The following is a 23,482-nucleotide window of genomic DNA, read 5'->3' as shown; positions in this document are numbered from 1 at the left end:
GGTTTTGTGTACGACACAGATCCTGTGTGGGAGCGAGCCTGCTCGCGATGCCCGCAACTCGGTCGCCCTCCCTGCCCCAGTCCGACGACCGGTTGCACATCCGGTCAATGCTTTCATCAGCGAAAGCTGGGTGAAAGCTTCCCCGATTAGGATCGCCCCCACTGCCGGCAAAAGACCGGTCGGCCAATGCCAGTGTTTTATCGCTCGCACAGCCCATTTAACAACAACAATGGTGATTCTGATGTCCTCTGCTACCCGCCGCTTCGCTGCAACTCCGCCCGTACGCCTCGTGCTTCCCGTTCTGCGCTGACCCACCCGGTTCGCCCATTCCCTAGCCGCGCTACGCCTGGAGTATTCCCATGCTGACTTTCCTTGGCTTCGCCATGGTCATCACGTTCATGTTCCTGATCATGACCAAGCGCCTGTCCGCGCTGATCGCCCTGATCATCATTCCTATCGTCTTCGCCCTGTTCGGTGGTTTCGCGCCGAAGATCGGCCCGATGATGCTCGAAGGCATCACCAAGCTGGCGCCGACCGGCGTGATGCTGATGTTTGCCATTCTGTATTTCGCCCTGATGATCGACTCCGGCCTGTTCGACCCGGCCGTGCGCAAGATCCTCAAACTGGTCAAGGGCGACCCGCTGAAAGTGTCGGTCGGCACCGCCGTACTGGCGCTCGTCGTTTCCCTCGACGGTGACGGCGCAACCACTTATATGATCTGCGTGGCCGCCATGCTGCCGCTCTACAGTCGCATCGGCATGAGCCCGCGGATCATGGCCGGCCTGATCATCCTCGCCGGTGGCGTGATGAACATGACGCCATGGGGCGGCCCGACTGCCCGTGCGGCCAGTGCGCTGCATGTGGACCCGTCCGACATTTTCGTTCCGATGATTCCAGCGATGGCGTTCGGCGTGGTGGCAATCCTGGCGATTGCCTACTTCTACGGCAAACGCGAGCGTGCGCGTCTGGGTGAACTGCACCTGGTGGGCGATGAAATCGACCACAGTGAAATCAGCGTTTCGCAATTCCCGGATGCCCGTCGTCCGAAGTTGATCTGGTTCAACGGCGCCCTGACCCTGGGCCTGATGTGCACCCTGATTGCCGGTCTGTTGCCGATGCCGGTGTTGTTCATGGTGGCGTTCAGTATTGCCATGATCGTCAACTATCCTTGCCTGCAACAGCAGAAGGATCGCGTCGCGGCTCACGCTGGCAGCGTACTTGCGGTGGTCGGTTTGATCTTCGCGGCGGGCATTTTCACCGGTATCCTGTCGGGCACCGGCATGGTCGATGCGATGTCGAAAAGCCTGCTGGCGGTGATCCCTGATTTCCTCGGCCCGTACCTGGCCGTGATTACCGCGCTGGTGAGCATGCCGTTCACGTTCTTTATGTCGAACGACGCATTTTATTACGGCGTGTTACCAGTACTTGCCGAAGCCGCCAGTCATTACGGTATAACCGCGGTTGAAATGGCACGTGCCTCGATCGTCGGTCAGCCCGTCCACCTGTTGAGCCCGCTGGTACCATCGACCTACTTGTTGGTGGCCCTGGCCGGCATCGATTTTGGTGACCATCAGCGCTTTACCCTGAAATGGGCAGTGCTGGTGTGCATGTGCATACTGGTAGCCGCATTGCTGATGGGGATTTTTCCGCTGTTCAGCACTCTATAAGCCCAAGACTCACCACAAAGGGTCCAGGCTTCGCTGTTTGAAGCCGGGCCTTTTGTGGTTTAACACTCGCTCAAAGGAATACACATGGAATGGCTGACCAACCCTGAAATCTGGGTTGCCTTCTTTACCCTGACCGCCCTGGAAATCGTCCTGGGTATCGATAACATCATCATGATTTCGATCCTGGTCAGCCGCATGCCCAAACACATGCAGCAGCGCACCCGGATCTTCGGCCTGGCGCTGGCCATGGTCACACGGATCCTGTTGCTGCTGTCGATCACTTGGGTCATGCGCCTTACCGCCGACTTGTTCGAAGTGTTCGGCCAAGGCATTTCCGGGCGAGACCTGATCCTGTTCTTCGGTGGCCTGTTCCTGCTGTGGAAGAGCTCGCAAGAGATGTACCACGCGCTGGAAGGTGAAGACGAAACGAACGAAGAGCCGAGTGGCAAGGGCGGCAACTTCCTCTACACCATCATCCAGATCGCGATCATCGACATCGTGTTCTCGCTGGACTCGGTGATTACCGCCGTCGGCATGGTCTCCCACGTACCGGTCATGGTCGCGGCGATCATCGTTGCGGTGCTGGTGATGATGCTGGCTGCCGGCACCATCAGTGAGTTCATCGACAAGCACCCGTCGCTGAAGATGCTGGCGCTGTCGTTCCTGCTGATCGTCGGTACGGTGCTGATTGCCGAATCCTTCGACGTTCACGTGCCAAAAGGCTACGTCTACTTCGCCATGGCGTTCTCGCTGGCGGTGGAAGCGATCAACATCAAGATGCGCACCGCGATTGCTAAAAAGCGCAAACAGCAGGATCCGGTGAAACTGCGCAAGGACATTCCGGGGCAATAACCCGAACCTGTGCACTGGCTGCTGCCAGTCAGTGCACAAAACCTGTGGGAGCGAGCCTGCTCGCGATAGCGGCCTGTCATTCAACATCAACGTTGAATGTGACGGCCTCATCGCGAGCAGGCTCGCTCCCACTTTTTTTGCTCTGTGATTAGCCTGGCGGATCGAGGTTATTCAACACTCGATTGCGGATACTTCACGATGGCGTGTTCAAAGGTTGACGCACCGAGCTCTGGTGGTTAGCGTCCCTCGCTCGCTTCAAACGACATGACAAGGAATGCATGTGTCTGGAAAACCGGCTGCACGCCTCACGGACCCGACCACCTGTCCCCTTCCCGGCCACGGCACCAACCCGATTGCCAGCGGCTCACCCGATGTCTTTTTCAACGGTCTTGCGGCCGCTCGGGTCAGCGACACATGCACCTGCGACCAGGCCCTGAACGGTGGATTCTCTTCAACCGTGTTCATCAACGGCCTGAATGCCATACGCTCGATAGCACCACCAGCCATGGCGGTGTGGTGATTGGCGGCTCCGGCAACGTCATCATCGGCAACTCTCATTCCCCTGCGCCCTTCATCCCGCCCTTGCCGATCATTGGCCAGCCTTTGGTCGAATTCAAAGCCGTCAGCGCTGGCAATGGCGAACCGATTGCCCAACAGGACTACGAAATCGAAACCGCTGAAGGCCGGATCGTCAAAGGCCAGACCAACGCGGAGGGCATGACCCAAAGCGTCGCTACCCTGCAGCCCGACCTCGCCGTCGTCCGCTGGACTGTCTGACGCCTCAAGGAAGAATGAAATGACTGGACAATGCATGGCCCCAGACGACCTGGACATGAAGAAACTCTGGGACAGCACCTGCGAACTCCCCGTTTGCAAACGCGAAACCACTAAGGGCGGCCCTAACCCGAAAACCCGCGTTGAAGTGCCATTACTGACCTGTAATTGCCTGTGGCGCAGGTTTCAAAAAGAAGCCGAAGAGTGGGTCGCACCGGGCGGCGTGTTGATTGCCGACCCGCAAGCCCGTAACCGCAAGATCAACGCGGCCTATGCACAGTTGTGGCTGGCGGATAACCGGTTTCAATGGGCGGGGTTGGCGGCGTTTGCTTCGAAGCAGGTGGGGTGTGGGTTGATCCATGCCACCAAGTTGCAAACGGCTATTGCGGCGCAGAAGGCTGCGCAGGAGAAATTACGGACGGGGAAATCGGAAACCCTTTTCGAAGGGTTTGGGTTCAAGCTCAGCAAGACTGATCCGGAAATCGAGAAAGAGTTAGCGAGCGCCAAAGCGGCCAATCCTCTTCCCACTGAGGATATTACCTTCGGCGACAACTCCCGCTCCGCTGTTCAGCAGCAGTTGGACTACGTGTATGAAATGCTGGCCCTCGGTAATACCTCGCTGTTTCTGGATGTTTATCCGTTGCATCGGTTTTTTATGGTGCGGGGCTTCAAAGAAATGGAAGCCTGTCTTTCCAAACGCAACCAACTAAAAAATGAAGTTCTGTGGCCCATCGCTGACAAAGTAGAGTTCGGTGCAGCGCGTGCAGAAGTGACCGATACTTTCAAAGCCATAGATGAAGGAAGAATTACCAAAAGCGTCGAATTCATGGCCGGTCATGAACAGCTGAACATTTTGCAACCTGCGATGTATGACGATTCCCACTTCGCTTACCTAATGCGCGGCACCCATGCTGGAGATGTCGTATCAGTAGTCACAGGGATGCTGTCCGGAGCCGCAGAAGAAATCCAGTTGACTCTGGCAAGTCAATGCAAAGCGGCAGACGGGCGAAAGGTTGCCTTCGGCAGTAATCCATTGGCCAATCTGGCAAACAAGGATCAACGAATGGAATTCGTACTTCGTGCTGCAACACAATTCGATGCCTTATTAAAAAACCCCACTTCAAAAGCCCAACTAAAGCAATCCATTACAGAAATATCTCAAGGTGGAGGGATCCGCTGATGAAACCACTCACCAGGCTATCTCTGATAAGCATGAGTGCAATTGTTATTGGGCTGTGTATTGCCTACTTCAATTGGAATACGGAAGTTTTGAGTGCGCACATAGGGAAGTCTTACAAGGATACCGTTGAGGACTCAACGTTTTCGGTGCCTGCGAATACCGCTTTTTATCCGAGCACGCCACCGCATCCTAGTTCTACATGGATATCAGAGCCAGTCATCATCCATTTTGATGATCCTGAGCATGGTTTTACGCTACCAGCAACCAAGTTTGGCGCCGTTGGTTTTGATGAAGGCAAAGTCTCGACCATGACAACTTCTCCAATGTTGGAGACCTTGCCTTTCAATCAGCTGATTCCCTTACTCACTCAGTTGCAGGGGAAGCTAAAAGACTCGGGCTGGGTACCGCGCAACCCACAAGATAACTCTTGGTTAGCCGTCGGCAGCGAAGTAGAAAAAAACGCTTTGCAAAGGCAGTTGTTCGATCAGGTAGTCATCGTGATGCTCCTTATACCTCACAAATACAGTCTTGCGCTAAACGTCAAATGCTACGCCCGCTGTGATGAGCGCGACCCGAAAACGGCGAAGTATTTGATAGATGTTAGCGTCGGTTCGGATTACTACAGCGAATGATGAGTCGCGCCAGAAGGCGGCGTCGGTGTTTGCAAAGAGCAGCATTTTTTACGCTGTTCATTTGTCTGACTTCTTTTCACCACCCAGTTGATTTTTTGAACATTCATATCGGGAAGTCATACAGAGAAGTCGCACAAGACTCGACATTCCCAAATATTTGATCGACGTAGGGCTAGGCGACGATATCTTTAGCGATTGAACTCCCACCGATTTTAAGGCTGCTGCGCAGCCCAGCGGGAGCAAGCTCCCTCGCCACAGGGGTTGTGTCGCGCACCTTTTCAACTGTCCGGCTGAGACCTTCGGGTCCCTTTTTTACTCTCTGCATCAACCTGTTTTCATGACAGTTTTGTTTCAATCACTTCTTTAGCTATGCGATGCTGGCGCCCAGACCGTTAGCCAACTACAGCTTAAGTACAGAACGTAGAACGTCGCGCGGCACCGTCAATTTGCCCCTCTGGGGCGCTACCACCACAGGGGGCCTGCATGCTCACCCTGCTCAATTTGTTATCGGCCGTGGCCTTGTTGATCTGGGGCACGCACATCGTCCGAACCGGCATCTTGCGGGTCTACGGTTCCAATCTGCGCCATGTGATCGGCCAGAACATGTCCAAACGCTGGCTCGCGTTCATCTCGGGGATCGTCGTTACCGCGATGGTCCAGAGCAGCAACGCCACGGCCATGCTCGTCACATCCTTCGTCGGTCAGGGCCTGATGGCGCTGACGCCCGCCCTGGCAACGATGCTCGGCGCGGATGTCGGTACGGCGCTGATGGCGCGGGTGCTGACGTTTGATTTGTCGTGGCTGTCGCCGCTGCTGATTTTTCTCGGGGTGATTTTCTTCCTGTCCCGCAAGCAGACTCGCCTGGGCCAGATGGGTCGCGTCAGCATCGGTCTTGGGCTGATCATCCTGGCGCTGCAACTGATCGTCGAATCCGCCGCGCCGATTACCCAGGCGCAGGGCGTGAAAGTGATTTTCGCCTCATTGACCGGCGATATCCTGCTGGACGCCCTGGTCGGCGCGTTGTTCGCGATGGTTTCCTATTCCAGCCTGGCCGCCGTGCTGCTGACCGCAACCCTGGCTGGCGCCGGCGTCATCAGCCTGCCGGTGGCGATCGGCCTGGTGATCGGTGCCAACATCGGCAGCGGTATCCTCGCGTTTCTCAGCACCAGCATGCAAAACGCCGCTGGCCGTCAGGTGGCGCTCGGCAGCCTGCTGTACAAACTGATCGGGCTGCTGCTGATCATTCCGGTGCTGGACCCGCTGGTGCACTGGATCGACAGCCTCGACTTCAGCCCTCAGGAAATGGTCATTGGCTTCCATCTGCTCTACAACACCGTGCGCTGCCTGATCCTGTTGCCCAGCGTCGGCCCGATGGCCAGGCTTTGCGCGTGGCTGCTGCCGGAGCGGCCGGAGCTCAACGGCACGGCGAAACCCCGCCACCTTGATCCGACCGCGCTGGTTACCCCCAGCCTGGCATTGGCCAACGCCGCGCGAGAAACCCTGCGCATGGGCGATCTGATCGACAACATGCTCGAAGCAATGCTCGACGTGCTGCGTGGTAAACAATCCGCCATCACCCAGGAAATGCGCAAACTGACGGATGATGTCGAAGCGCTCTACAGCGCCATCAAGCTTTACCTGGCGCAAATGCCCCGAGAAGATTTGAGCGACCAAGACAGCCGGCGTTGGGCGGAAATCATCGAACTGGCGATCAACCTCAAGCTGGCCAGCGATTTGATCGAACGCATGCTGCGCAAGGTGCAGCAGCAGAAAACCTCGCAGCGCCGGTCTTTTTCCGAGGTTGGTCTGGAAGAACTGGCCGGGTTGCACAGCCAGTTGATCTCCAACCTGCGTTTGGGCTTGTCGGTATTTCTCAGTGCCGACAAGGAAAGTGCCCGCCAGCTTCTGCGTGAGAAACGTCGCTTTCGCGCACAGGAACGCCGCCTGGCCCATGCTCACGTCAGCCGTCTGCAACGTAAGATCGTGCAAAGTATCGAGACCAGTTCACTGCACCTGGAGCTGATCGCCGACATGAAGCGCTTGAACTCGCTGTTCTGTAGCAGCGCTTATGTGGTGCTGGAAACATCGGACACCGGTGCACTGGCGGTCGACGATATGGCTGACATCACGCATTCGCCTTGAACGTCTGGCGGTGTGGTCAGTCAGTAACAGTGGTTCCGGTTCAAGATCATCGCGAGCAGGCTCGCTCCCACATTTGAATTGTGGTGTTCACAAAACCAATGTGGGAGCGAGCCTGCTCGCGATGGCTGCCTGGAAAGCGACACGGATCTCCAATCAGCCGTATGGAAGCTTGCTATGCGTTGTCTGCTGTTCGCCTGTCTGTTGCTTGGCTCATTTCCTTCGTTTGCCCTGGATCGTTTCCAGGTCGAGGGCTATACGCTGCCCAACGGTTTGCAATTACTGCTCAAACCCGGCACCGAGCGCGGGCACGTGGCGATTCGCCTGGTGGTCGGCGTAGGTCTGGATGATTTCAGCTGCGCCGACAAGGAGCTGCCGCATCTGCTCGAACACTTGTTGTTCAGCGGCATCGATGCAACCGGCGAAGGCGGCCTGGAAGAGCGCATGCAGGCGTTGGGCGGTGAGTGGAACGCGTTCACCAGCAACGCTGACACGACGTTCGTCATTGAAGCCCCGGCGAAAAACCAGCGCAAGGTGCTCGACCTGCTGCTGGCGCTGCTGACGCAGACCCGAATCGACGACAACGCCATCAACGCCGCCAAACAAGTGGTCGAGCGTGAGGACGGCGGCCATTACTCGCACTTGCAGCGCTGGCTGGATCGTCAGGACCTGGGCCACACCGCGAGCAATCAGCTGGCAGTGGAGCTGGGCCTTAAATGCCCCGAGCGCCCGGAAGTCGATAACCTGACTCGCGAGCAACTCGAGACGGTACGCAAGGCCTGGTACGCGCCCAATAACATGACGCTGATCGTGGTCGGCGAGCTCGACAAGTTGTTGCCGGCGTATCTGGAACGCTCCTATGGTGAACTTGAAGCGGTCGAGCCTACCGATCACCTGCCCTTGCCGGAAATCCAGGCCAGTGCCGCCCATGAACGAACGCTGAGCGATGGTTTCGTCGGCGGCGGCGCCAAGTTGCATTGGCTGGTGCCGGAACCGGTGCTGCAGGATCAGCACGACGAAACCTTCGACCTGCTCAAGGACTATCTGGACTGGGCGCTCTACCGCCAATTGCGCCTGTCCCACGGTTTGTCCTACGGCCCCTCGGCCGAGCGCGAGGTGTTTGGCGGGGTGGGCTTCATGAGCCTGAACGCCGACCTTGAGCGCGATGACGTGCCTAAGGCCCGGCAGGTGCTGGAGGATTTGAAGGCCGATTTGCTCAAGGACGGTCTCGACGCAAACACCTTCAACCGCCTCAAACAGGCCGCCATCGCCCGCCAGGCTTGGGCCGTGCAAGGCACCAGCGCGCTGGCCGATTACTACTGGAGCGCGCTGGGCGACTACCAGGACGGGCGTTTCGCCGCCCCGGCCAGGGAACTGCAAGGCGTGACGCTGGAAGAAGCGAACAAGGCCATGCGCGAGTTGCTCATGCAACCGGGGTATGTGCGGATCGAGAAGCCGCTGATGAGTTATGACCAGTTGATGTGGGCGATGGCCGGGGTGTTTGGATTGCTTGTCCTCGGGGTATTGGCTTGGCGAGTCCATCGCCGCCGGTAACTGGCCGCCCTGGCAGCAGGGCTTTTGTGGCGAGGGAGCTTGCTTCCGCTCGGCTGCGCAGCAGTCGTAAAACCGGTGCTTGCGCTCTACCTGATGACACGCAGTGTGCGGGTTTGGGGGCGCTTCGCACCCCAGCGGGAGCAAGCGCCCTCTCCACAATGTTGTATAGGGAAAACGGACGTATCCCCCTCGCCACGCCCCCGCCCGGGCGGTACTCTGTCGAGGATTTTTCCCACGACTATTGCGAACCGCCGAATGCCTACTCTGACCCTGTACGTCCAGCGCATCCTGGAATTGATGAAGCGCTATCCAGGGGTCATTGCGCTCGGTGGTTTTATCTCCGGAGTCGGCAGCTTCATCCTGGTGGATCGGCAACAGGGCCTGGCGACCTGGATCACCATCATCATGGTGCTCAGCTGGATCTGGCTGATGCTGGAAAACAGCCTGACCAAGTTGTTCACCAAACTCTTCAAGCGCGAAATCCCCCAGCCTTTGCTGCGTTACGCCACGCAGATGATCCACCAGGAAAGCCTGTTCTTCGTCCTGCCGTTCTTTTTCATCACCACGACCTGGAACAGTGGCCAGTTTTTCTTCACCGGTTTGCTGAGCATGGCGGCGTTGATTTCCATCATCGACCCGCTCTACTACAAATGGCTGGCACCCCGGCGCTGGGCGTTCCTGGCGTTGCACACGCTGACGCTGTTTGCCGCGCTGCTCACCGCCCTGCCCGTCATCCTGCACCTGACCACTTCGCAAAGCTTCAAACTGGCGCTGGGCACCGCTGTTTTACTGTCGTTCCCGAGCCTGGCCTCGATCTTCCCGATCCGCACGGTGCGCAACGCGTTGGCGATCCTGAGTATCACGCTGGGCATCGGTGCCCTCGGCTGGGTGCTGCGTTCCTGGGTGCCGCCGGCCACTTTATGGATGACCGACGTGGCGATCAGCACGCAAATGCAGGACCGCACACCCGGCAAGAGTCTGGACGAAGTCAGCGCCGAGCAGATCCGTGGGGACGGGTTGTACGCCTACACCGCCATCAACGCACCGCGCGGCCTCGATGAGCGGATTTATCACGTGTGGCAGTTCAACGGTAAAGAGGTCGACCGTATCCCGCTGGACATCCACGGCGGACGCAAGGAAGGCTACCGTGCCTGGACCCACAAGCAGAATTTCCCGGGCAATCCTGCCGGTAAATGGCAAGTGCGGGTGCTGACCGAGGATGGCCAGGTCATCGGCGTGCTGCGCTTCAAGATCACGGACAGCACACCGATCAAAGAAAAGTAATCCGGTTCGTGCTATTACGTAGCGCTGCGCTAATAGCCGAACAAGCACGGAGCTTATGACCAGCAGCACAATGGCCGGCAATGCCCAGCTAGATGTCTCTCACTCCCCTGCTCAACTGCGGGTCACGGGCGACTGGACGCTCGCCCACTACGCCGATCTCAAGCACCTGAGCGAAAAGCTCCGTGGTCAATACGACGACAGCACGCACATCGACCTCAATGGCCTCGGTGCGCTCGATACCGCCGGGGCGTCGTTGTTGGTGGAATTGCTCGGGTCCGAGCGTCTGGGGCGATCCGCCGAACACCCCGATTGCACGTTGTCCCCTGCTGACCGTGCCTTGTTGCAGACGGTTTATTGCTCGCTCAGCGACTTCTGCGTACCGGTCAAGGAACCGGAGATCAGTGTCGGCATTCAACTGCTGACCCGCATTGGCCGCGCAGTCGACACCGTCTGGCAGGACACCCTGCAACTGCTGGGCTTCGTCGGCCTGATCCTCGAAACCATTGCCCGCAATCTGTTTCGTCCCAAGCGCTGGCGCATCACGCCCATGGTCGCGCACATCGAACAGACTGGCCTCGACGCCGCGCCCATCGTCGCCCTGCTGACCTTTCTGGTCGGTGCGGTGGTGGCGTTTCTCGGGGCGACGGTGCTGGCCAGCTTCGGTGCGAGTATTTTTACCGTGGACCTGGTGGCGTTCTCCTTCCTGCGAGAGTTCGGAGTATTGCTGACCGCGATTCTGATGGCCGGCCGCACCGCCAGTGCGTTCACCGCGCAAATCGGTTCGATGAAGGCTAACGAAGAAATCGACGCGATCCGCACACTGGGCCTCGACCCGATGGAATTGCTCGTGGTGCCACGGGTGCTGGCGCTGCTGGTGGCGTTGCCGATGTTGACCTTCCTGGCCATGCTCTCGGGGATTATCGGCGGTGGCGTGGTCTGTGCCGTGTCGCTGGGTATCTCGCCGGCGATGTTCCTGTCGCTGCTGCAAACCGATATCGGCGTTCAGCACTTTCTGGTGGGGATCGTCAAAGCGCCGATCTTCGCGTTCCTGATCGCTGCAATCGGTTGCCTCGAAGGCTTCAAGGTCAGTGGCAGCGCTGAGTCCGTGGGCGCGCACACCACGTCGAGTGTGGTGCAGTCGATTTTCGTGGTGATCGTGCTCGATGCCGTGGCCGCGCTGTTTTTCATGGAGATGGGCTGGTGAGTCGTTTACCCCGAGCGCCCTCCGAGGCGGTGATCGAAGTCCGTGGGCTGTGCAATCGCTTCGGCAGCCAGAGCGTGCACGAAAACCTCGACCTCGATTTGTACAAAGGTGAAATCCTTGCCGTGGTCGGCGGTTCCGGCAGCGGAAAATCGGTGCTGCTGCGCAGCATCGTCGGCTTACGCCAGCCCAGCGAGGGTGTGGTGAAGGTCTTTGGCAAGAACCTGCCGACGCTGCCCGAACATGAACGCTCGATGGTCGAACGGCGTTTCGGCGTGCTGTTCCAGAAAGGCGCCCTGTTTTCTTCGCTGACCGTGACCGAGAACGTCGCCCTGCCCCTGATCGAACACGCCGGCCTGAGCCGTGAAGACGCCGAGCATCTGGCGGCGGTGAAACTGGCGTTGGCCGGGTTGCCGCTGTCCGCGGCGGACAAATACCCTGCCTCGCTGTCTGGCGGCATGATCAAGCGCGCGGCGCTGGCCCGGGCGTTGGCGCTGGACCCGGACATTCTGTTTCTCGACGAACCCACCGCCGGCCTCGACCCGATTGGCGCCGCAGCCTTTGATCAATTGATCCTGACGTTGCGCGATGCGTTGGGCCTGAGTGTGTTTCTGGTGACCCATGACCTCGACACGCTCTACACCATCACCGACCGGGTGGCGGTGCTGGCGCAGAAAAAGGTGCTGGTGGCGGACGCCATCGACAAGGTCTCGGAAACCGACGACCCGTGGATTCACGAATACTTCCATGGCCCTCGCGGCCGCGCGGCGCTGACCGCCGCTCAACAGTTGAAAGAGGTCTGACATGGAAACCCGAGCCCATCATGTATTGATCGGCCTGTTCACCGTGATTGTGGTGGCAGGTGCCCTGCTCTTCGGCCTGTGGCTGGCCAAGTCCAGTGTCGACACCGAGTTCAAGGATTACGAAGTCGTCTTCAACGAGGCGGTCAGTGGCTTGTCCAAGGGCAGCGCCGTGCAGTACAGCGGGATCAAGGTCGGTGATGTGGTGACGTTGCGCCTGGACCCGAAAGACCCGCGCCGGGTGCTGGCGCGGATTCGCCTGGGCGGCGATACGCCGATCAAGGAAGACACCCGGGCCATCCTGGCGCTGACCGGGATCACCGGCACATCGATCATTCAACTCAGTGGCGGTACGCCGCAAAGCCCGACCCTCAAAGGCAAGGACGGCCATCTGCCGGTGATTGTCGCTTCACCCTCGCCTATCGCTCGCTTGCTCAATGACAGCGGCGACCTGATGGCCGGTGTGAACACACTGATGCATAACGCCAACCTGATGTTTTCTACGGAGAACGTCGAGCGCATCAGCAAGACGCTGGAACATCTGGAACAAACCACCGGGACCATCGCCGACCAGCGCGGTGATATTCGTCAGGCGATGCAGCAACTGGCGTCGGTCGGCAAGCAGGCTGGCGCCATGCTGGAACAGACGTCGACGCTGATGCGCAACGCCAACGGCTTGCTCAACGATCAGGGCAAGCAGATGTTCGGCAGCGCCGAGCAGGCGATGAAATCACTGGAACAAAGCAGCGCGACCATCAACAAGTTGCTCACGACCAACCAGGATTCCCTGAACAGCGGCTTGCAGGGCCTCAATGGCCTGGCGCCAGCGGTGCGCGAGCTGCGCGACACCCTGACGTCGTTGCGAGCCATCTCCCAGCGCCTGGAAGCCAACCCCAGCGGTTATTTGCTGGGCAATGACAAGAACAAGGAGTTCACGCCATGAAGCTTGCGACCTTCGCCCTCCTCGCCAGCTTCACGTTGGTCAGCGCCTGCTCGATCCTGCCCAAGTCCGAGCCCTCCGATGTCTATCGCTTGCCGTCGACCCAGAGCAGCGTTTCGGCCAGCCACGGCACGCCGCAACGCTGGTCGCTGCGCCTGACCAAGCCGCAGGCCAGCGAAGCGTTGAACAGCCCGAAAATCGCCGTGATCCCGCAAGGTGATCTGATCAGCAGCTACACCGCCTCGCGCTGGAGTGATCCGGCGCCGGTGTTGCTGCGTAATCGGTTGCTGGATGGTTTCCAGCGGGACGGCCGGGTGCCGTTGCTGAGCACGGATGACAGCAACTTCCAGGCAGATCTGGAGTTGGGCGGGAGCCTGCAAGCATTTCAGACTGAGTACCAAGGCACCGCTGCGAGCGTGGTCGTGCGGCTGGATGCCTTGTTGGTGCGTGGGTATGACCAGCGCATCCTCGCCAGCCGCCGCTTTGAAGTGCGTCAGCCATTGAGCGATGTGAAAGTGCCGGCGGTGGTGGCCGGATTTGGCCAGGCGAGTGATCAGTTGACGGCGCAGGTGGTGGCTTGGACGGTAGAGCAAGGCCAGAAAGTCGCCCTTAAAGCCAACACGGGACCCCTGTAGGCGTAAGCCTGCTCGCGATAGCGGTAAATCAGTCACCACTAATGTCGACTGTCACACCGCTATCGCGAGCAGGCTTGCTCCCACAGGGGATCGTTGGTTAACCGAAGAACCAGTAGCAAACGCCGATGGCGCCCAGTACGCCAGCAAACTCCGCCAGCAACGCACACCCCACCGCGTGCCGCGCCCGCTGGATGCCCACCGCGCCGAAGTACACCGCCAGCACATAGAATGTCGTTTCCGTACTGCCCTGGACCGTCGCCGCCACCAGCGCCGGGAAGCTGTCCACGCCAGAGGTCTTCATCGTTTCGATCAGCATCGCCCGCGCGGCGCTGCCGGAGAACGGTTTGACCATCGCCGTCGGCAGTGCGTCGACGAAGCGCGTGTCCCAACCGGCCCACTCCACCAGATGCCGAATCCCGTCGAGACCAAAATCCAGCGCCCCGGACGCCCGCAGTACACCGACGGCGCAGAGCATCGCCACCAGATACGGCAGCAGGTTCTTGGCCACGTCGAAGCCCTCCTTGGCGCCTTCGACGAACGCTTCGTAGACCTTCACTTTGCGCAATGCGCCAACCACCAGAAACAGCATGATCAACCCGAACAGCGTCAGGTTGCCGAGGATCGATGACAGGCCGGCCAGAGCGGTCGCCGAGAGCGTCGCCAGCAGCGCCATGAAGCCACCGAGGGCCAAGGCACCGGGAATCAGATACGCGAGCACCACGGGGTCCCACAGTCGCAGACGTTGCATGAACGCCACCGACAGCAGGCCCACCAGTGTCGAGCAGCTGGTTGCCAGCAAAATCGGCAAGAACACCAGCGTCGGATCGGGCGCACCTTGCTGGGCGCGGTACATGAAGATCGTCACCGGCAGCAGGGTCAGGGAGGAGGCGTTGAGGACCAGGAACAGGATCTGCGCGTTGCTGGCGATGGTGGCGCTGGGGTTGAGTTCTTGCAGCGCCTTCATGGCCTTCAGCCCGATCGGCGTGGCGGCGTTGTCCAGGCCCAGGCCGTTGGCGGCGAAGTTCAGCGTGATCAGGCCGATGGCCGGGTGACCGGCCGGCACTTCCGGCATCAGGCGCAAAAACAAGGGACCCAGCGCCTTGGCCAGCCATTCGACGATCCCGGCCTTCTCGGCAATTCGCAGAAAGCCCAGCCAGAGGGTCAGGGTGCCGAACAGCAGGACCATGACTTCGACCGATAACTTGGCCATGGCGAAAATGCTTTCCACCATCGCCGCGAAGATCCCGGCGTTACCGCCGATCAGCCATTGCGCCAGTGCCGAAACGGCAGCCACGATGAAAAAGCCAAGCCACAGGCCATTGAGCACAGTTAAATCCCCCGAAGAATGCCGCGAATGATAGCGGGGTGTGCAGAAACGACAAACCCCGGATTTCTCCGGGGTTTGTTTGTTCGGCTTACACCGGACCTTTGTAGGAGTGAGCCTGCTCGCGATGGGGGCGGCACATCCAACATCTCTGTTGTTTGATGCACCGCTATCGCGAGCAGGCTCACTCCTGCAAGGTTTTGCGTTAGTTCTTGGAAACCTCGCCAACTGGCAGCTTTTCCTTGCTGCGCCAGTGCGGCAGCGAGTTCCAGTAGCGTTGGCCCTTGGCGTCGTCGTACATGCCTTCCCAGCGGGAGATGACCAGCACGGCCAAGGCATTGCCGATCACGTTCAAGGCAGTACGCGCCATGTCCATGATGCGGTCTACACCGGCGATGAAGGCCAGGCCTTCCAGCGGAATACCCACGCTGCCCAAGGTGGCCAGCAGCACTACGAAGGACACGCCCGGTACGCCGGCGATGCCTTTGGACGTCACCATCAGGGTCAGCACCAGCAGCAATTGCTGGCTGATCGACAGGTCGATGCCGTACAGCTGGGCAATGAAGATCGCCGCGATGCTCTGGTACAGGGTCGAGCCGTCGAGGTTGAACGAGTAACCGGTCGGCACCACGAAGCTGCAAATGGCTTTCGGCGCGCCGTAGGCTTCCATCTTCTCGATCACGCGCGGCAGCACGGTTTCGGAACTGGCGGTGGAGTAGGCCAGCACCAGCTCATCCTTGAAGATGCGCATCAGCTTGATCACCGAGAAGCCAAACATCCTGGCAATCAGGCCGAGAATGACAAAGGCGAAGAAGGCGATGGCGACGTAAACCAGGATCACCAGTTTGGCCAGCGGTATCAGAGAAGCGAAACCGAAGTTGGCCACGGTCACCGCGATCAGTGCGAACACGCCGATCGGGGCATAGTTCATGATCATGTGGGTGACTTTGAACATGCTCTCGGATACGCCCTGGAACATCTTCACCAGCGGCTCGCGCAGGTCCGATTGCAGGCTCGACAGACCGAGGCCGAACAATACGGAGAAGAAGATGATCGGCAGCATTTCGCCACGGGCCATGGCCGCGAAGATGTTCGACGGGATCAGGTTGAGGATGGTTTCGATGAACGCGTGTTCATGCTGAACCTCGGCAGCTGTGGCCTGGTACTTGGAAATATCCACCGTACCCAGGGTGCTCATGTCGATGCCGGTGCCCGGATGGAACACGTTGGCCAGCACCAGACCGACCACGATGGCGATGGTGGTGACGATCTCGAAGTAAATGATGGTCTTGAGGCCGATACGCCCGAGTTTCTTCGCATCGCCTACGCCAGCGATGCCGACGATCAACGATGAGATGACGATCGGGATCACGATCATCTTGATCAGACGGATAAAGATATCGCCTGCCGGTTGCAGGACGTTGCTGATCCACCAGGCTTTTTCGGCACTGAAATGGTTGAGCAGCGCACCGATTGCTATCCCCAGAACCAGACCGATGAGGATCTGCCAGGCGAGGCTGAGCTTTGCCTTCTTCATATCTTTACCCTTACTTGCGTTTGACTCAGGCGAATGCAAGAACTGGAACGCTCGTGGCGAAAAAGTCTGCGCATCTGCCCCCGTATAAGGTGCCCCGGAGCGCTTTGTTTCGGCTCTCTGGCAGGCGAAAAAAGGCGCAACTATTCCGATGCAAGGATGCGACGTCTAATGCCGTAAACGCCTACCCTATGCCGAATCGGCATGAGCTTTTTTAATTGAAACTCGCGTCCCAACCGGTTCGAATACGACATTTCGGCAGGCATAAGTGCCGTGAACCGGCCATTTCAGAGGAGGTTGGTTGTTTTTTAAACAGTTGAATTCATGACGAAATTTCGGAAAAAGCCTACGTTTGGCAGCGAAAACTCTTCTGCCGAAAGTCGAAGGTTTCTCGATATACGGTCGTGAAGAAACACCGCGAAACGGTTTTGTGGGGAATATGCAGCAGGGGGAATAGGGTGCAGTGCTCTAGATCAACGCTTTGCACGTTGAAGCTCTTCGCAAGTCCGTCCAGCCACTCTGGGCTGGCGAACTTGCGTCGCAGCTTTATTACCTGACCCGGCCCTTGCGCAGACACTCCATGTGCCCGTAGGTCACTCCGACCCTGAAACAGTCAGAACGTCCCGACCCCTTGGTCATGCGTCTACCTTCCTCGGGTAGCGCACTGGAAAGAAGCGATGCTGCTCCTTTCATGTTTCAAACTCAGTACCAGTTCGGATCTTTCTTGAGCTGTTCCATCAACATGTCCTGCATGCCTTGGTTCGGTTTCCCGAGGAAGCGGTAGTCGGCATGTCGCGTTGGCGACTTGTCGGCCGGCAATCCTGCAGGTACTTCGACCAGCATGGCGTAGGCGTCCTTTTTGTCGAAGCTGAAAGCCACGATCAAGCGCTTGTTCAGGCACGTCGGTTGCGTTTCGCAAAGCGGCCCGACCAGGTACTTGTCGCCATCCTCTTCAACAGCATTCATTTGCTCGGCATCGCCAGACAGGTTCATCACCCATTCCGGCAGTCGTTCTTCCTTTTTAACGACTTTAGTCCACGTTTCACGGTACTGCGGGTCCGAATTCAATAATTCGCTGGCCCGCGTCTGGCCGTCATTGGCCGCCATCGCCATGGCACTACCGCCCAGAAGCAGGGCGGCTGCCAGTGTCTTTAACAAAACGCTCATGTTCAGCCTCGACCGCGACGGCCAAAGAAGAAGGAAGCAATAAACATCACCAGGAACACGACAAAGAGAATCTTGGCGATACCCGTGGCGGTGCCCGCGATACCACCGAAGCCCAGTACTGCAGCGATGATGGCAATGATCAAGAATGTGATTGCCCAGCTCAACATGGTGATTCTCCTTACGCTTCTATATTAGAGGTGCAGCTTGTGTTGCTTTTCCCGGCGCATTGAGCGCGCCAAGTCCGGTTGCTCAGAACACCCAACGTTCCTGACGGGGCATCTCATCCACAGGCTGCGCCTGGTCGACGTCCATCATTCGCATCGGTGCGAGGTCAGCCTGGCTGCTGCTGACGGCGCTGAAATGGGTCTGGGTAGCGCGTTGAATCGACAGGTGCGGAGCCTCTGGTTGCTGGCTCTGTTCCCAAAGCAAAAACTGCTGACCTGCGATCAGCGTGATCAGCAGCGCCAGAATGCCAAACAGTCCTTGTTGGATATGCAAAGGCGAGATACGCAATTGGGCGACACGTTGGCGATTCATCCTGAAACTCCTCCCACTCTGGTGGTGATCTTGTTTAGTGGGCGTCGATTCAAAATGGCCCTGGTTATCTAGGCTATTGCAGCCTGCATGCCAGCTTTTTCAAAGAAAAAAATCGTTTTAAATCAATATGTTAGATCTGGCATATAAATCATGACGGACGCATCCTGCACGATGGGCCGTGCAGGGTCGTGCGTATTGCACGATCGTTTCCCGGCAACTTTGATTATTTTTGAATTGAGAGGAGGGCGCGGATGTCAGAAAAGAACGCAGGTAATCGCCTCAACGGCGATTTTTGTGCAAAAAACCAGAGAAATCAGTCCATTAGCTAATGGATGAGTAGAGAGCTACCCTGCCATGGCCGGAATGGATCAGAATCAACCATGCAACTTGCCCGATTTTTCCGGGACTAACTCAAGATCATTCATTAAAGGAGCGCAGGAACATGGAATCAGCCACTGAGCATCAAGGCCGCATTCTGCTGGTGGATGACGAATCCGCCATTCTGCGAACCTTCCGCTATTGCCTTGAAGATGAAGGCTATAGCGTCGCCACCGCGAACAGTGCAGCGCAGGCCGATGCGTTGCTGCAACGTCAGGTGTTTGATCTGTGCTTCCTCGATCTGCGCCTGGGTGAAGACAATGGCCTGGATGTGCTGGCCCAGATGCGCATTCAGGCACCCTGGATGCGGGTGGTGATCGTCACCGCTCACTCGGCTGTCGACACCGCCGTGGATGCGATCCAGGCCGGTGCCGCCGACTACCTCGTCAAACCTTGCAGCCCCGACCAGTTGCGTCTGGCCACCGCCAAACAGCTGGAAGTTCGGCAGCTCTCGGCGCGGCTGGAAGCCCTTGAAGGCGAAGTGCGTAAACCCAAGGACGGTCTGGATTCCCATAGCCCGGCCATGAAAGTGGTACTCGAAACCGCACGCCAGGTCGCCAGCACTGACGCCAACATTCTGATTCTCGGCGAGTCCGGTACCGGTAAAGGTGAACTGTCCCAAGCCATCCACGGTTGGAGCAAACGCCAGAAGAAATCCTGCGTCACCATCAACTGCCCGTCGCTGACGGCGGAATTGATGGAAAGTGAACTCTTCGGCCACAGCCGAGGCGCCTTCACCGGTGCCAGCGAAAGCACCTTGGGTCGGGTCAATCAAGCGGACGGCGGTACCTTGTTTCTCGACGAGATCGGCGACTTTCCCCTGACGTTGCAACCCAAGTTGCTGCGATTCATTCAGGACAAGGAATACGAGCGCGTGGGGGACCCCGTGACCCGCCGCGCCGATGTGCGCATCCTCGCCGCGACCAACCTGAACCTCGAAGACATGGTGCGCGACGGCCGTTTCCGTGAAGACCTGCTCTATCGCCTGAACGTCATCACCTTGCACTTGCCGCCACTGCGCGAGCGCCGGGAGGACATTCTGAACCTGGCCGACCGTTTCCTGGCGCGTTTCGTCAAGGAGTACGCGCGTCCGGCACGTGGCTTCAGTGACGAGGCTCGCGAAGCGTTGCTGGGTTACCGCTGGCCCGGCAACATCCGCGAACTGCGTAACGTGGTGGAGCGGGCGAGCATTATCTGCCCTCAGGAACGGGTCGAGATCAGCCACTTGGGCATGGCCGAGACCCCGACCAACAACGCTCCTCGAATCGGTGCGGCGTTGAGCCTGGATGAATTGGAGAAAGCCCACATCGGTGCCGTCCTCGCCACCGCCGATACCCTCGATCAGGCGGCCAAGACACTTGGCATCGATGCCTCGACCCTGTATCGCAAACGCAAGCAGTACAACCTGTGAGCCGGCAATGAAACTGGCGATGAAGCTGCGTACTCGGCTGTTCCTGAGTATTTCGGCGCTGATTACCGTGGCGCTGCTCGGGCTCTTGCTCGGGCTGGTCAGCGTGATGCAGATGGCTGGCACCCAGGAAGTGCTGGTTCGCAACAACTTTGTCACGCTGGACCTGGGCTTGAAATTGCGTCAGGCCTTGGGCGATCAACTGATGATCATGATCGACGAAAATCCCGATCCCGCAGCCTTCCAGGCCTCCAGGCAGCACTACCTCGAGCTGCTTGAGGAAGGCATTACCCTTCAGCAATCCGGCAATGGCGGCTACGGTTTCACACAGGCGAAGGCTGACTACCTCGACTTTCTTCAGGCCTACGATCAAACACAAGCCTCGGTGCCCGTATTGACCGGCAACGAGGCGCTGTTGGAAAAATTCAATACCCTGCGCAGCGGTCTCGTCTCTGAACAAAAGCGTTCCCTGGATAACATCAATGACATCGAACGCCAGGCCCGGGAACGCGCGTTGCTGATTGCCGGGCTGCTCGGTTTGATAGGGCTGGCCGTGCTGATCATCGGGTTCGTGACCGCCCATGCAATCGCCCGGCGGTTTGGCGCTCCGATTGAAGCGTTGGTCCAGGCTGCCGACGACATCGGCCAGGGTAATTTCGAGGTGACACTGCCGGTTTCCTCCGCCGAGGAAATGAACCAGCTGACCAAGCGCTTCGGCATCATGGCAGAGGCGCTACGTGAGCATCAGGCGATGAACATCGACGAGCTGCTCGCCGGTCAGCAGCGTTTGCAAGCGGTACTCGACAGCATCGACGATGGGTTGTTGATGATCGACCGCGAAGGGTATCTGGAACACCTCAACCCCGTGGCCCAGCGTCAGTTGGGGTGGGACACCGACCGACTCGGTCAAGGGCTGGGCACAGCGCTCGATCGTCCTGAACTGGATGAGCAGCTGCAATTGGTGCTGCGCGGCGGGACCCTGGAGCGGGCGCCGGAAGACCTGAGTATTGAGGTCGACGGTGAGTCGAGGTTACTGACGTACAGCCTGACCCCTGTCAGCCATACGCAGGGCCACATTCTTGGCGCCGTGATGGTGCTGCATGACGTCACAGAACAGCGTGCATTCGAACGGGTGCGCAGCGAGTTCGTCTTGCGCGCCTCCCATGAGTTGCGCACCCCGGTGACCGGGATGCACATGGCCTTCGGGCTGTTCCGCGAACGGGCGAAATTTCCTGAAGACTCTCGCGAAGCCGATTTACTGGACACCGTGAACGAAGAAATGCAGCGCTTGATGCAGCTGATCAACGACCTGCTGAATTTCTCGCGCTACCAAAACGGGTTGCAGAAACTCACGCTGGCGCCTTGTTCCATTGAAGAGTTACTGGAACAGGCTCAGGCACGCTTTGCCGGGGCTGCGGCGCAGAAGGGTATTGAGCTGCGGGTGGAAGTGCAGGGGCCGTTACCCCGATTGCAGGCCGACCAGGCGCAATTGGACCGGGTGCTCGATAACCTGATCGATAACGCTTTGCGTCATACCGCCCAGGATGGACTGATACGTTTGCAGGCGCGGCGCCATGGCGAGCGAGTGATCATCAGCGTTGAAGACAACGGTGAAGGTATTGCCTACGGTCAGCAGGGGCGGATCTTCGAGCCCTTCGTCCAGGTCGGACGCAAGAAGGGCGGTGCCGGACTTGGTTTGGCGTTGTGCAAGGAAATCGTGCAGTTGCATGGCGGGCGAATGGGCGTTTATTCGCGGCCGGGACAGGGCACGCAGTTCTACATGGCGCTGGCGGTGTAGACCCAGCAGTCTGCTCAGGCTTCATCATCCAGGCGTCGATTGCTCAATCGGCGCCCACGGGTAATCAGTTCGATGAACTGCACGGCGCTCAGTGCATGGGCGAACAGCCAGCCCTGACCATACTTGACGCCTTCGCTGCTCAGAAACGCCGCTTGGGCTTCATGTTCTATGCCCTCGGCAATCACCCTGAGTTGCAGGGCCTGGGCCATATGAATGATGTGCGGTGCCACGCCGCTGCTGGCGGCATCATGGCCCAGCGCATCAATGAACGCCTTGTCGATTTTCAGGCAGTCCACCGGCAGGGTTTGCAGGTAGGCGAGGCTGCAATAGCCCGTGCCGAAATCATCGATCAGGACCTGATGCCCGACATCGCGCAAGGCTTGCAGGTTTTCCCTGGCCACCACTACATCGATCAAGCCCCGCTCAGTCACCTCAAAAGCAATCTGCTTTGCCGCGACCCGGTGCAAGGTCAGCAGGCGTGCCATCACCTGGCCGATACGCGGCACCATGACGTCGCAAGCTGCAAGGTTGACGGAGATGTACAACTGCGGATTGGCGCGTAGCAGTTGCCCCAGTTGTTCGAGAAGTCGCTGCAATACGAAGTCGGTCATCTGGCGGATCTGGCCGGTGTTTTCCGCCATCGGGATAAACAGGTCGGGGCTGGTCAGCGTGCCGTCCGGCCTTCGCCAGCGCAGCAAGGCTTCGGCCCCGACACAGTTGCGGCTGTCGAGATCGAAGATCGGCTGATACAACACCTGCAATTCGCCCCGTCGAATGGCGCCGTTCAGTTCAGCGTCCAGTGACTGACGCTGGCGCACCAGCAGAAACACCATGAAACCGACCAAGGCACTCAGCGCCAGACTGGCCGGCAGAAGCCACCACCACACGGCTGGCACATGCATGTTCGTGCGTGGGGTGATCAGCACCAATTGGTATTCGGGGTTGTTGGTGGGCATGCGGTAAATCAAGCGGGTTTGTGTCACCTGCAGCGCATCGCGGCTTTCCAGGGGCCAGAATTCCGTGGGCGGCCAGGCCTGTGCGGCACCGAGGACAGGAATCGCACGAGTGCCATGGGAGAGCACCACCAGCAGGCTACTGCCGGGGGATAGATCGACCATGTCGGTCAAATGGCCGCGAGAGGTAGCGACCCGAAAGTTGCCGCGTCCCAGCATCAGCGCAGCACGGTTTTCATCGGGCTCGGTGGTGGTGTTCAGCCAGTAGCTGTAGGTGGGGCCCTTGATGTCCGGTGGTCGACTCAGCGACAGCCCTTCCTGGCGAGGGCGATTCGAGCAAATCCGCGAGGCGTCCATATAGGCAGCTTCATAAACGAATCGGTAATTGAAGCTGACCTGTTGCAAGGTTGCGATCATTTCATCATCGCAGCCACGCAGGGGCTGGGCTTCCAGATCGTCGAGGCTTTCGCGTAGCTGCCCGAATAGCTGTTCAAGCCGGGCGAGGAAACGCTCGCCCTGGGCATTCATTTCCTGGCTTTCCCGCTGCTCCACTTGATGCATCGCCAGAAACAGGCTGGCGGTCATCAATAGCGTTGCACTCAAGGCAGCAGCCAGCGTCGCCAAAAACCAAGGGCGATAGAACCAGCTACGGAGCGTCTCTCGAGCTACAGCCATTATGGATATCCGAAGAATTACCAATGAGTTATAGCTGCTGATTGAGAAAA

General features: G+C 58.7%; 19 protein-coding genes and 1 pseudogene. 14 read left to right on the top strand and 6 right to left on the bottom strand.

The genetic code is table 11. The features are described from left to right. The first annotated feature begins 359 nt into the window (after nt 1-359). The 12 genes and pseudogenes from AB4N91_RS26565 to AB4N91_RS26510 all read left to right on the top strand — a co-directional run bounded on the left by AB4N91_RS26565 (nt 360) and on the right by AB4N91_RS26510 (nt 13,658). Nucleotides 360-1,667 carry a CitMHS family transporter gene (locus tag AB4N91_RS26565; protein ID WP_017341736.1) on the top strand — a complete coding sequence of 436 codons (1,308 nt, stop codon included), beginning with the start codon at nt 360-362 and terminating at the stop codon, nt 1,665-1,667. 84 nt (nt 1,668-1,751) lie between these two features. After that, complete coding sequence (locus AB4N91_RS26560; RefSeq protein WP_077748839.1) at nt 1,752-2,519, top strand: TerC family protein; 768 nt, start codon at nt 1,752-1,754, stop codon at nt 2,517-2,519. Between the two features lie 280 nt (nt 2,520-2,799). After that, nucleotides 2,800-3,296 (top strand): annotated as a pseudogene (locus AB4N91_RS26555) (PAAR domain-containing protein). A 19-nt stretch (nt 3,297-3,315) separates the two neighbouring features. Beyond that, nucleotides 3,316-4,473 (top strand): DUF2515 family protein, encoded by a 1,158-nt coding sequence (locus AB4N91_RS26550; protein WP_083375356.1) that lies wholly within the window; start codon nt 3,316-3,318, stop codon nt 4,471-4,473. After that, complete coding sequence (locus AB4N91_RS26545) at nt 4,473-5,105, top strand: hypothetical protein (protein WP_083375355.1); 633 nt, start codon at nt 4,473-4,475, stop codon at nt 5,103-5,105. Before AB4N91_RS26550 ends, AB4N91_RS26545 begins: the two co-directional genes overlap by 1 nt. Nucleotides 5,106-5,588: 483 nt before the next feature. After that, nucleotides 5,589-7,247 (top strand): Na/Pi cotransporter family protein, encoded by a 1,659-nt coding sequence (locus AB4N91_RS26540; protein ID WP_460111905.1) that lies wholly within the window; start codon nt 5,589-5,591, stop codon nt 7,245-7,247. A gap of 174 nt (nt 7,248-7,421) precedes the next feature. After that, nucleotides 7,422-8,798: a M16 family metallopeptidase gene (locus AB4N91_RS26535; RefSeq protein WP_083375353.1), complete on the top strand. Its 1,377-nt coding sequence runs from the start codon at nt 7,422-7,424 to the stop codon at nt 8,796-8,798. 255 nt (nt 8,799-9,053) lie between these two features. Beyond that, nucleotides 9,054-10,082, top strand: coding sequence for a DUF5924 family protein (locus AB4N91_RS26530; protein ID WP_010465563.1), 1,029 nt, complete (start codon nt 9,054-9,056; stop codon nt 10,080-10,082). Nucleotides 10,083-10,137: 55 nt separating this feature from the next. Then, nucleotides 10,138-11,286 carry an ABC transporter permease gene (locus tag AB4N91_RS26525; protein ID WP_424478976.1) on the top strand — a complete coding sequence of 383 codons (1,149 nt, stop codon included), beginning with the start codon at nt 10,138-10,140 and terminating at the stop codon, nt 11,284-11,286. Continuing rightward, a complete protein-coding gene (locus AB4N91_RS26520; RefSeq protein WP_010465567.1) occupies nt 11,283-12,086 on the top strand; it encodes an ABC transporter ATP-binding protein in 804 nt (267 codons plus the stop codon). Before AB4N91_RS26525 ends, AB4N91_RS26520 begins: the two co-directional genes overlap by 4 nt. A gap of 1 nt (nt 12,087) precedes the next feature. After that, a complete protein-coding gene (locus AB4N91_RS26515) occupies nt 12,088-13,026 on the top strand; it encodes an MlaD family protein (RefSeq protein WP_010465569.1) in 939 nt (312 codons plus the stop codon). Further along, nucleotides 13,023-13,658 (top strand): ABC-type transport auxiliary lipoprotein family protein, encoded by a 636-nt coding sequence (locus tag AB4N91_RS26510; RefSeq protein ID WP_460111904.1) that lies wholly within the window; start codon nt 13,023-13,025, stop codon nt 13,656-13,658. Before AB4N91_RS26515 ends, AB4N91_RS26510 begins: the two co-directional genes overlap by 4 nt. 97 nt (nt 13,659-13,755) lie before the next feature. Here the strand turns inward: AB4N91_RS26510 and AB4N91_RS26505 are convergent, their stop codons facing one another. The 5 genes from AB4N91_RS26505 to AB4N91_RS26485 form a co-directional block, all read right to left on the bottom strand. Next, nucleotides 13,756-14,985 (bottom strand): nucleoside recognition domain-containing protein, encoded by a 1,230-nt coding sequence (locus tag AB4N91_RS26505; RefSeq protein WP_010465573.1) that lies wholly within the window; start codon nt 14,983-14,985, stop codon nt 13,756-13,758. Between the two features lie 202 nt (nt 14,986-15,187). After that, entirely contained in the window at nt 15,188-16,519 is a 1,332-nt protein-coding gene (gene gltP, locus AB4N91_RS26500; protein WP_010465575.1) for a glutamate/aspartate:proton symporter GltP, read from the bottom strand. 699 nt (nt 16,520-17,218) lie between these two features. Then, nucleotides 17,219-17,683: an inhibitor of vertebrate lysozyme family protein gene (locus tag AB4N91_RS26495; protein ID WP_460111903.1), complete on the bottom strand. Its 465-nt coding sequence runs from the start codon at nt 17,681-17,683 to the stop codon at nt 17,219-17,221. A gap of 2 nt (nt 17,684-17,685) precedes the next feature. Beyond that, on the bottom strand, nt 17,686-17,850 hold the full coding sequence (locus AB4N91_RS26490) for a DUF1328 domain-containing protein (protein WP_003177151.1): 165 nt from the start codon (nt 17,848-17,850) through the stop codon (nt 17,686-17,688). An 82-nt stretch (nt 17,851-17,932) separates the two neighbouring features. Next, nucleotides 17,933-18,220, bottom strand: a complete 288-nt coding sequence (locus AB4N91_RS26485) for a hypothetical protein (RefSeq protein ID WP_010465600.1) — start codon at nt 18,218-18,220, stop codon at nt 17,933-17,935. Nucleotides 18,221-18,662: 442 nt separating this feature from the next. On the opposite strand from AB4N91_RS26485, the gene algB reads away from it, so the two are divergent. Continuing rightward, complete coding sequence (gene algB, locus AB4N91_RS26480) at nt 18,663-20,009, top strand: sigma-54-dependent response regulator transcription factor AlgB (RefSeq protein ID WP_010465602.1); 1,347 nt, start codon at nt 18,663-18,665, stop codon at nt 20,007-20,009. A 7-nt stretch (nt 20,010-20,016) separates the two neighbouring features. Beyond that, nucleotides 20,017-21,804, top strand: a complete 1,788-nt coding sequence (locus tag AB4N91_RS26475) for an ATP-binding protein (RefSeq protein WP_304873358.1) — start codon at nt 20,017-20,019, stop codon at nt 21,802-21,804. Nucleotides 21,805-21,818: 14 nt separating this feature from the next. On the opposite strand, the gene AB4N91_RS26470 is transcribed toward AB4N91_RS26475, so the two are convergent. Continuing rightward, nucleotides 21,819-23,432 (bottom strand): EAL domain-containing protein, encoded by a 1,614-nt coding sequence (locus AB4N91_RS26470; RefSeq protein ID WP_042932459.1) that lies wholly within the window; start codon nt 23,430-23,432, stop codon nt 21,819-21,821. Nucleotides 23,433-23,482: the final 50 nt, after the last annotated feature.

The sequence above is a fragment of the Pseudomonas sp. H3_D04 genome (assembly GCF_054669175.1).
This window is presented reverse-complemented; position numbering and strand designations above follow the sequence as displayed.

Excerpts from the sequence above, each read along its gene's own strand:
- AB4N91_RS26565 (WP_017341736.1), top strand. The coding sequence starts at position 360 with ATGCTGACTTTCCTTGGCTTCGCCATGGTCATCACGTTCATGTTCCTG.
- AB4N91_RS26560 (WP_077748839.1), top strand. The coding sequence starts at position 1,752 with ATGGAATGGCTGACCAACCCTGAAATCTGGGTTGCCTTCTTTACCCTG.
- AB4N91_RS26550 (WP_083375356.1), top strand. The coding sequence starts at position 3,316 with ATGACTGGACAATGCATGGCCCCAGACGACCTGGACATGAAGAAACTC.
- AB4N91_RS26545 (WP_083375355.1), top strand. The coding sequence starts at position 4,473 with ATGAAACCACTCACCAGGCTATCTCTGATAAGCATGAGTGCAATTGTT.
- AB4N91_RS26540 (WP_460111905.1), top strand. The coding sequence starts at position 5,589 with ATGCTCACCCTGCTCAATTTGTTATCGGCCGTGGCCTTGTTGATCTGG.
- AB4N91_RS26535 (WP_083375353.1), top strand. The coding sequence starts at position 7,422 with ATGCGTTGTCTGCTGTTCGCCTGTCTGTTGCTTGGCTCATTTCCTTCG.
- AB4N91_RS26530 (WP_010465563.1), top strand. The coding sequence starts at position 9,054 with ATGCCTACTCTGACCCTGTACGTCCAGCGCATCCTGGAATTGATGAAG.
- AB4N91_RS26525 (WP_424478976.1), top strand. The coding sequence starts at position 10,138 with ATGACCAGCAGCACAATGGCCGGCAATGCCCAGCTAGATGTCTCTCAC.
- AB4N91_RS26515 (WP_010465569.1), top strand. The coding sequence starts at position 12,088 with ATGGAAACCCGAGCCCATCATGTATTGATCGGCCTGTTCACCGTGATT.
- AB4N91_RS26510 (WP_460111904.1), top strand. The coding sequence starts at position 13,023 with ATGAAGCTTGCGACCTTCGCCCTCCTCGCCAGCTTCACGTTGGTCAGC.
- gltP (WP_010465575.1), bottom strand. The coding sequence starts at position 16,519 with ATGAAGAAGGCAAAGCTCAGCCTCGCCTGGCAGATCCTCATCGGTCTG.
- AB4N91_RS26495 (WP_460111903.1), bottom strand. The coding sequence starts at position 17,683 with ATGAGCGTTTTGTTAAAGACACTGGCAGCCGCCCTGCTTCTGGGCGGT.
- AB4N91_RS26490 (WP_003177151.1), bottom strand. The coding sequence starts at position 17,850 with ATGTTGAGCTGGGCAATCACATTCTTGATCATTGCCATCATCGCTGCA.
- AB4N91_RS26485 (WP_010465600.1), bottom strand. The coding sequence starts at position 18,220 with ATGAATCGCCAACGTGTCGCCCAATTGCGTATCTCGCCTTTGCATATC.
- algB (WP_010465602.1), top strand. The coding sequence starts at position 18,663 with ATGGAATCAGCCACTGAGCATCAAGGCCGCATTCTGCTGGTGGATGAC.
- AB4N91_RS26475 (WP_304873358.1), top strand. The coding sequence starts at position 20,017 with ATGAAACTGGCGATGAAGCTGCGTACTCGGCTGTTCCTGAGTATTTCG.
- AB4N91_RS26470 (WP_042932459.1), bottom strand. The coding sequence starts at position 23,432 with ATGGCTGTAGCTCGAGAGACGCTCCGTAGCTGGTTCTATCGCCCTTGG.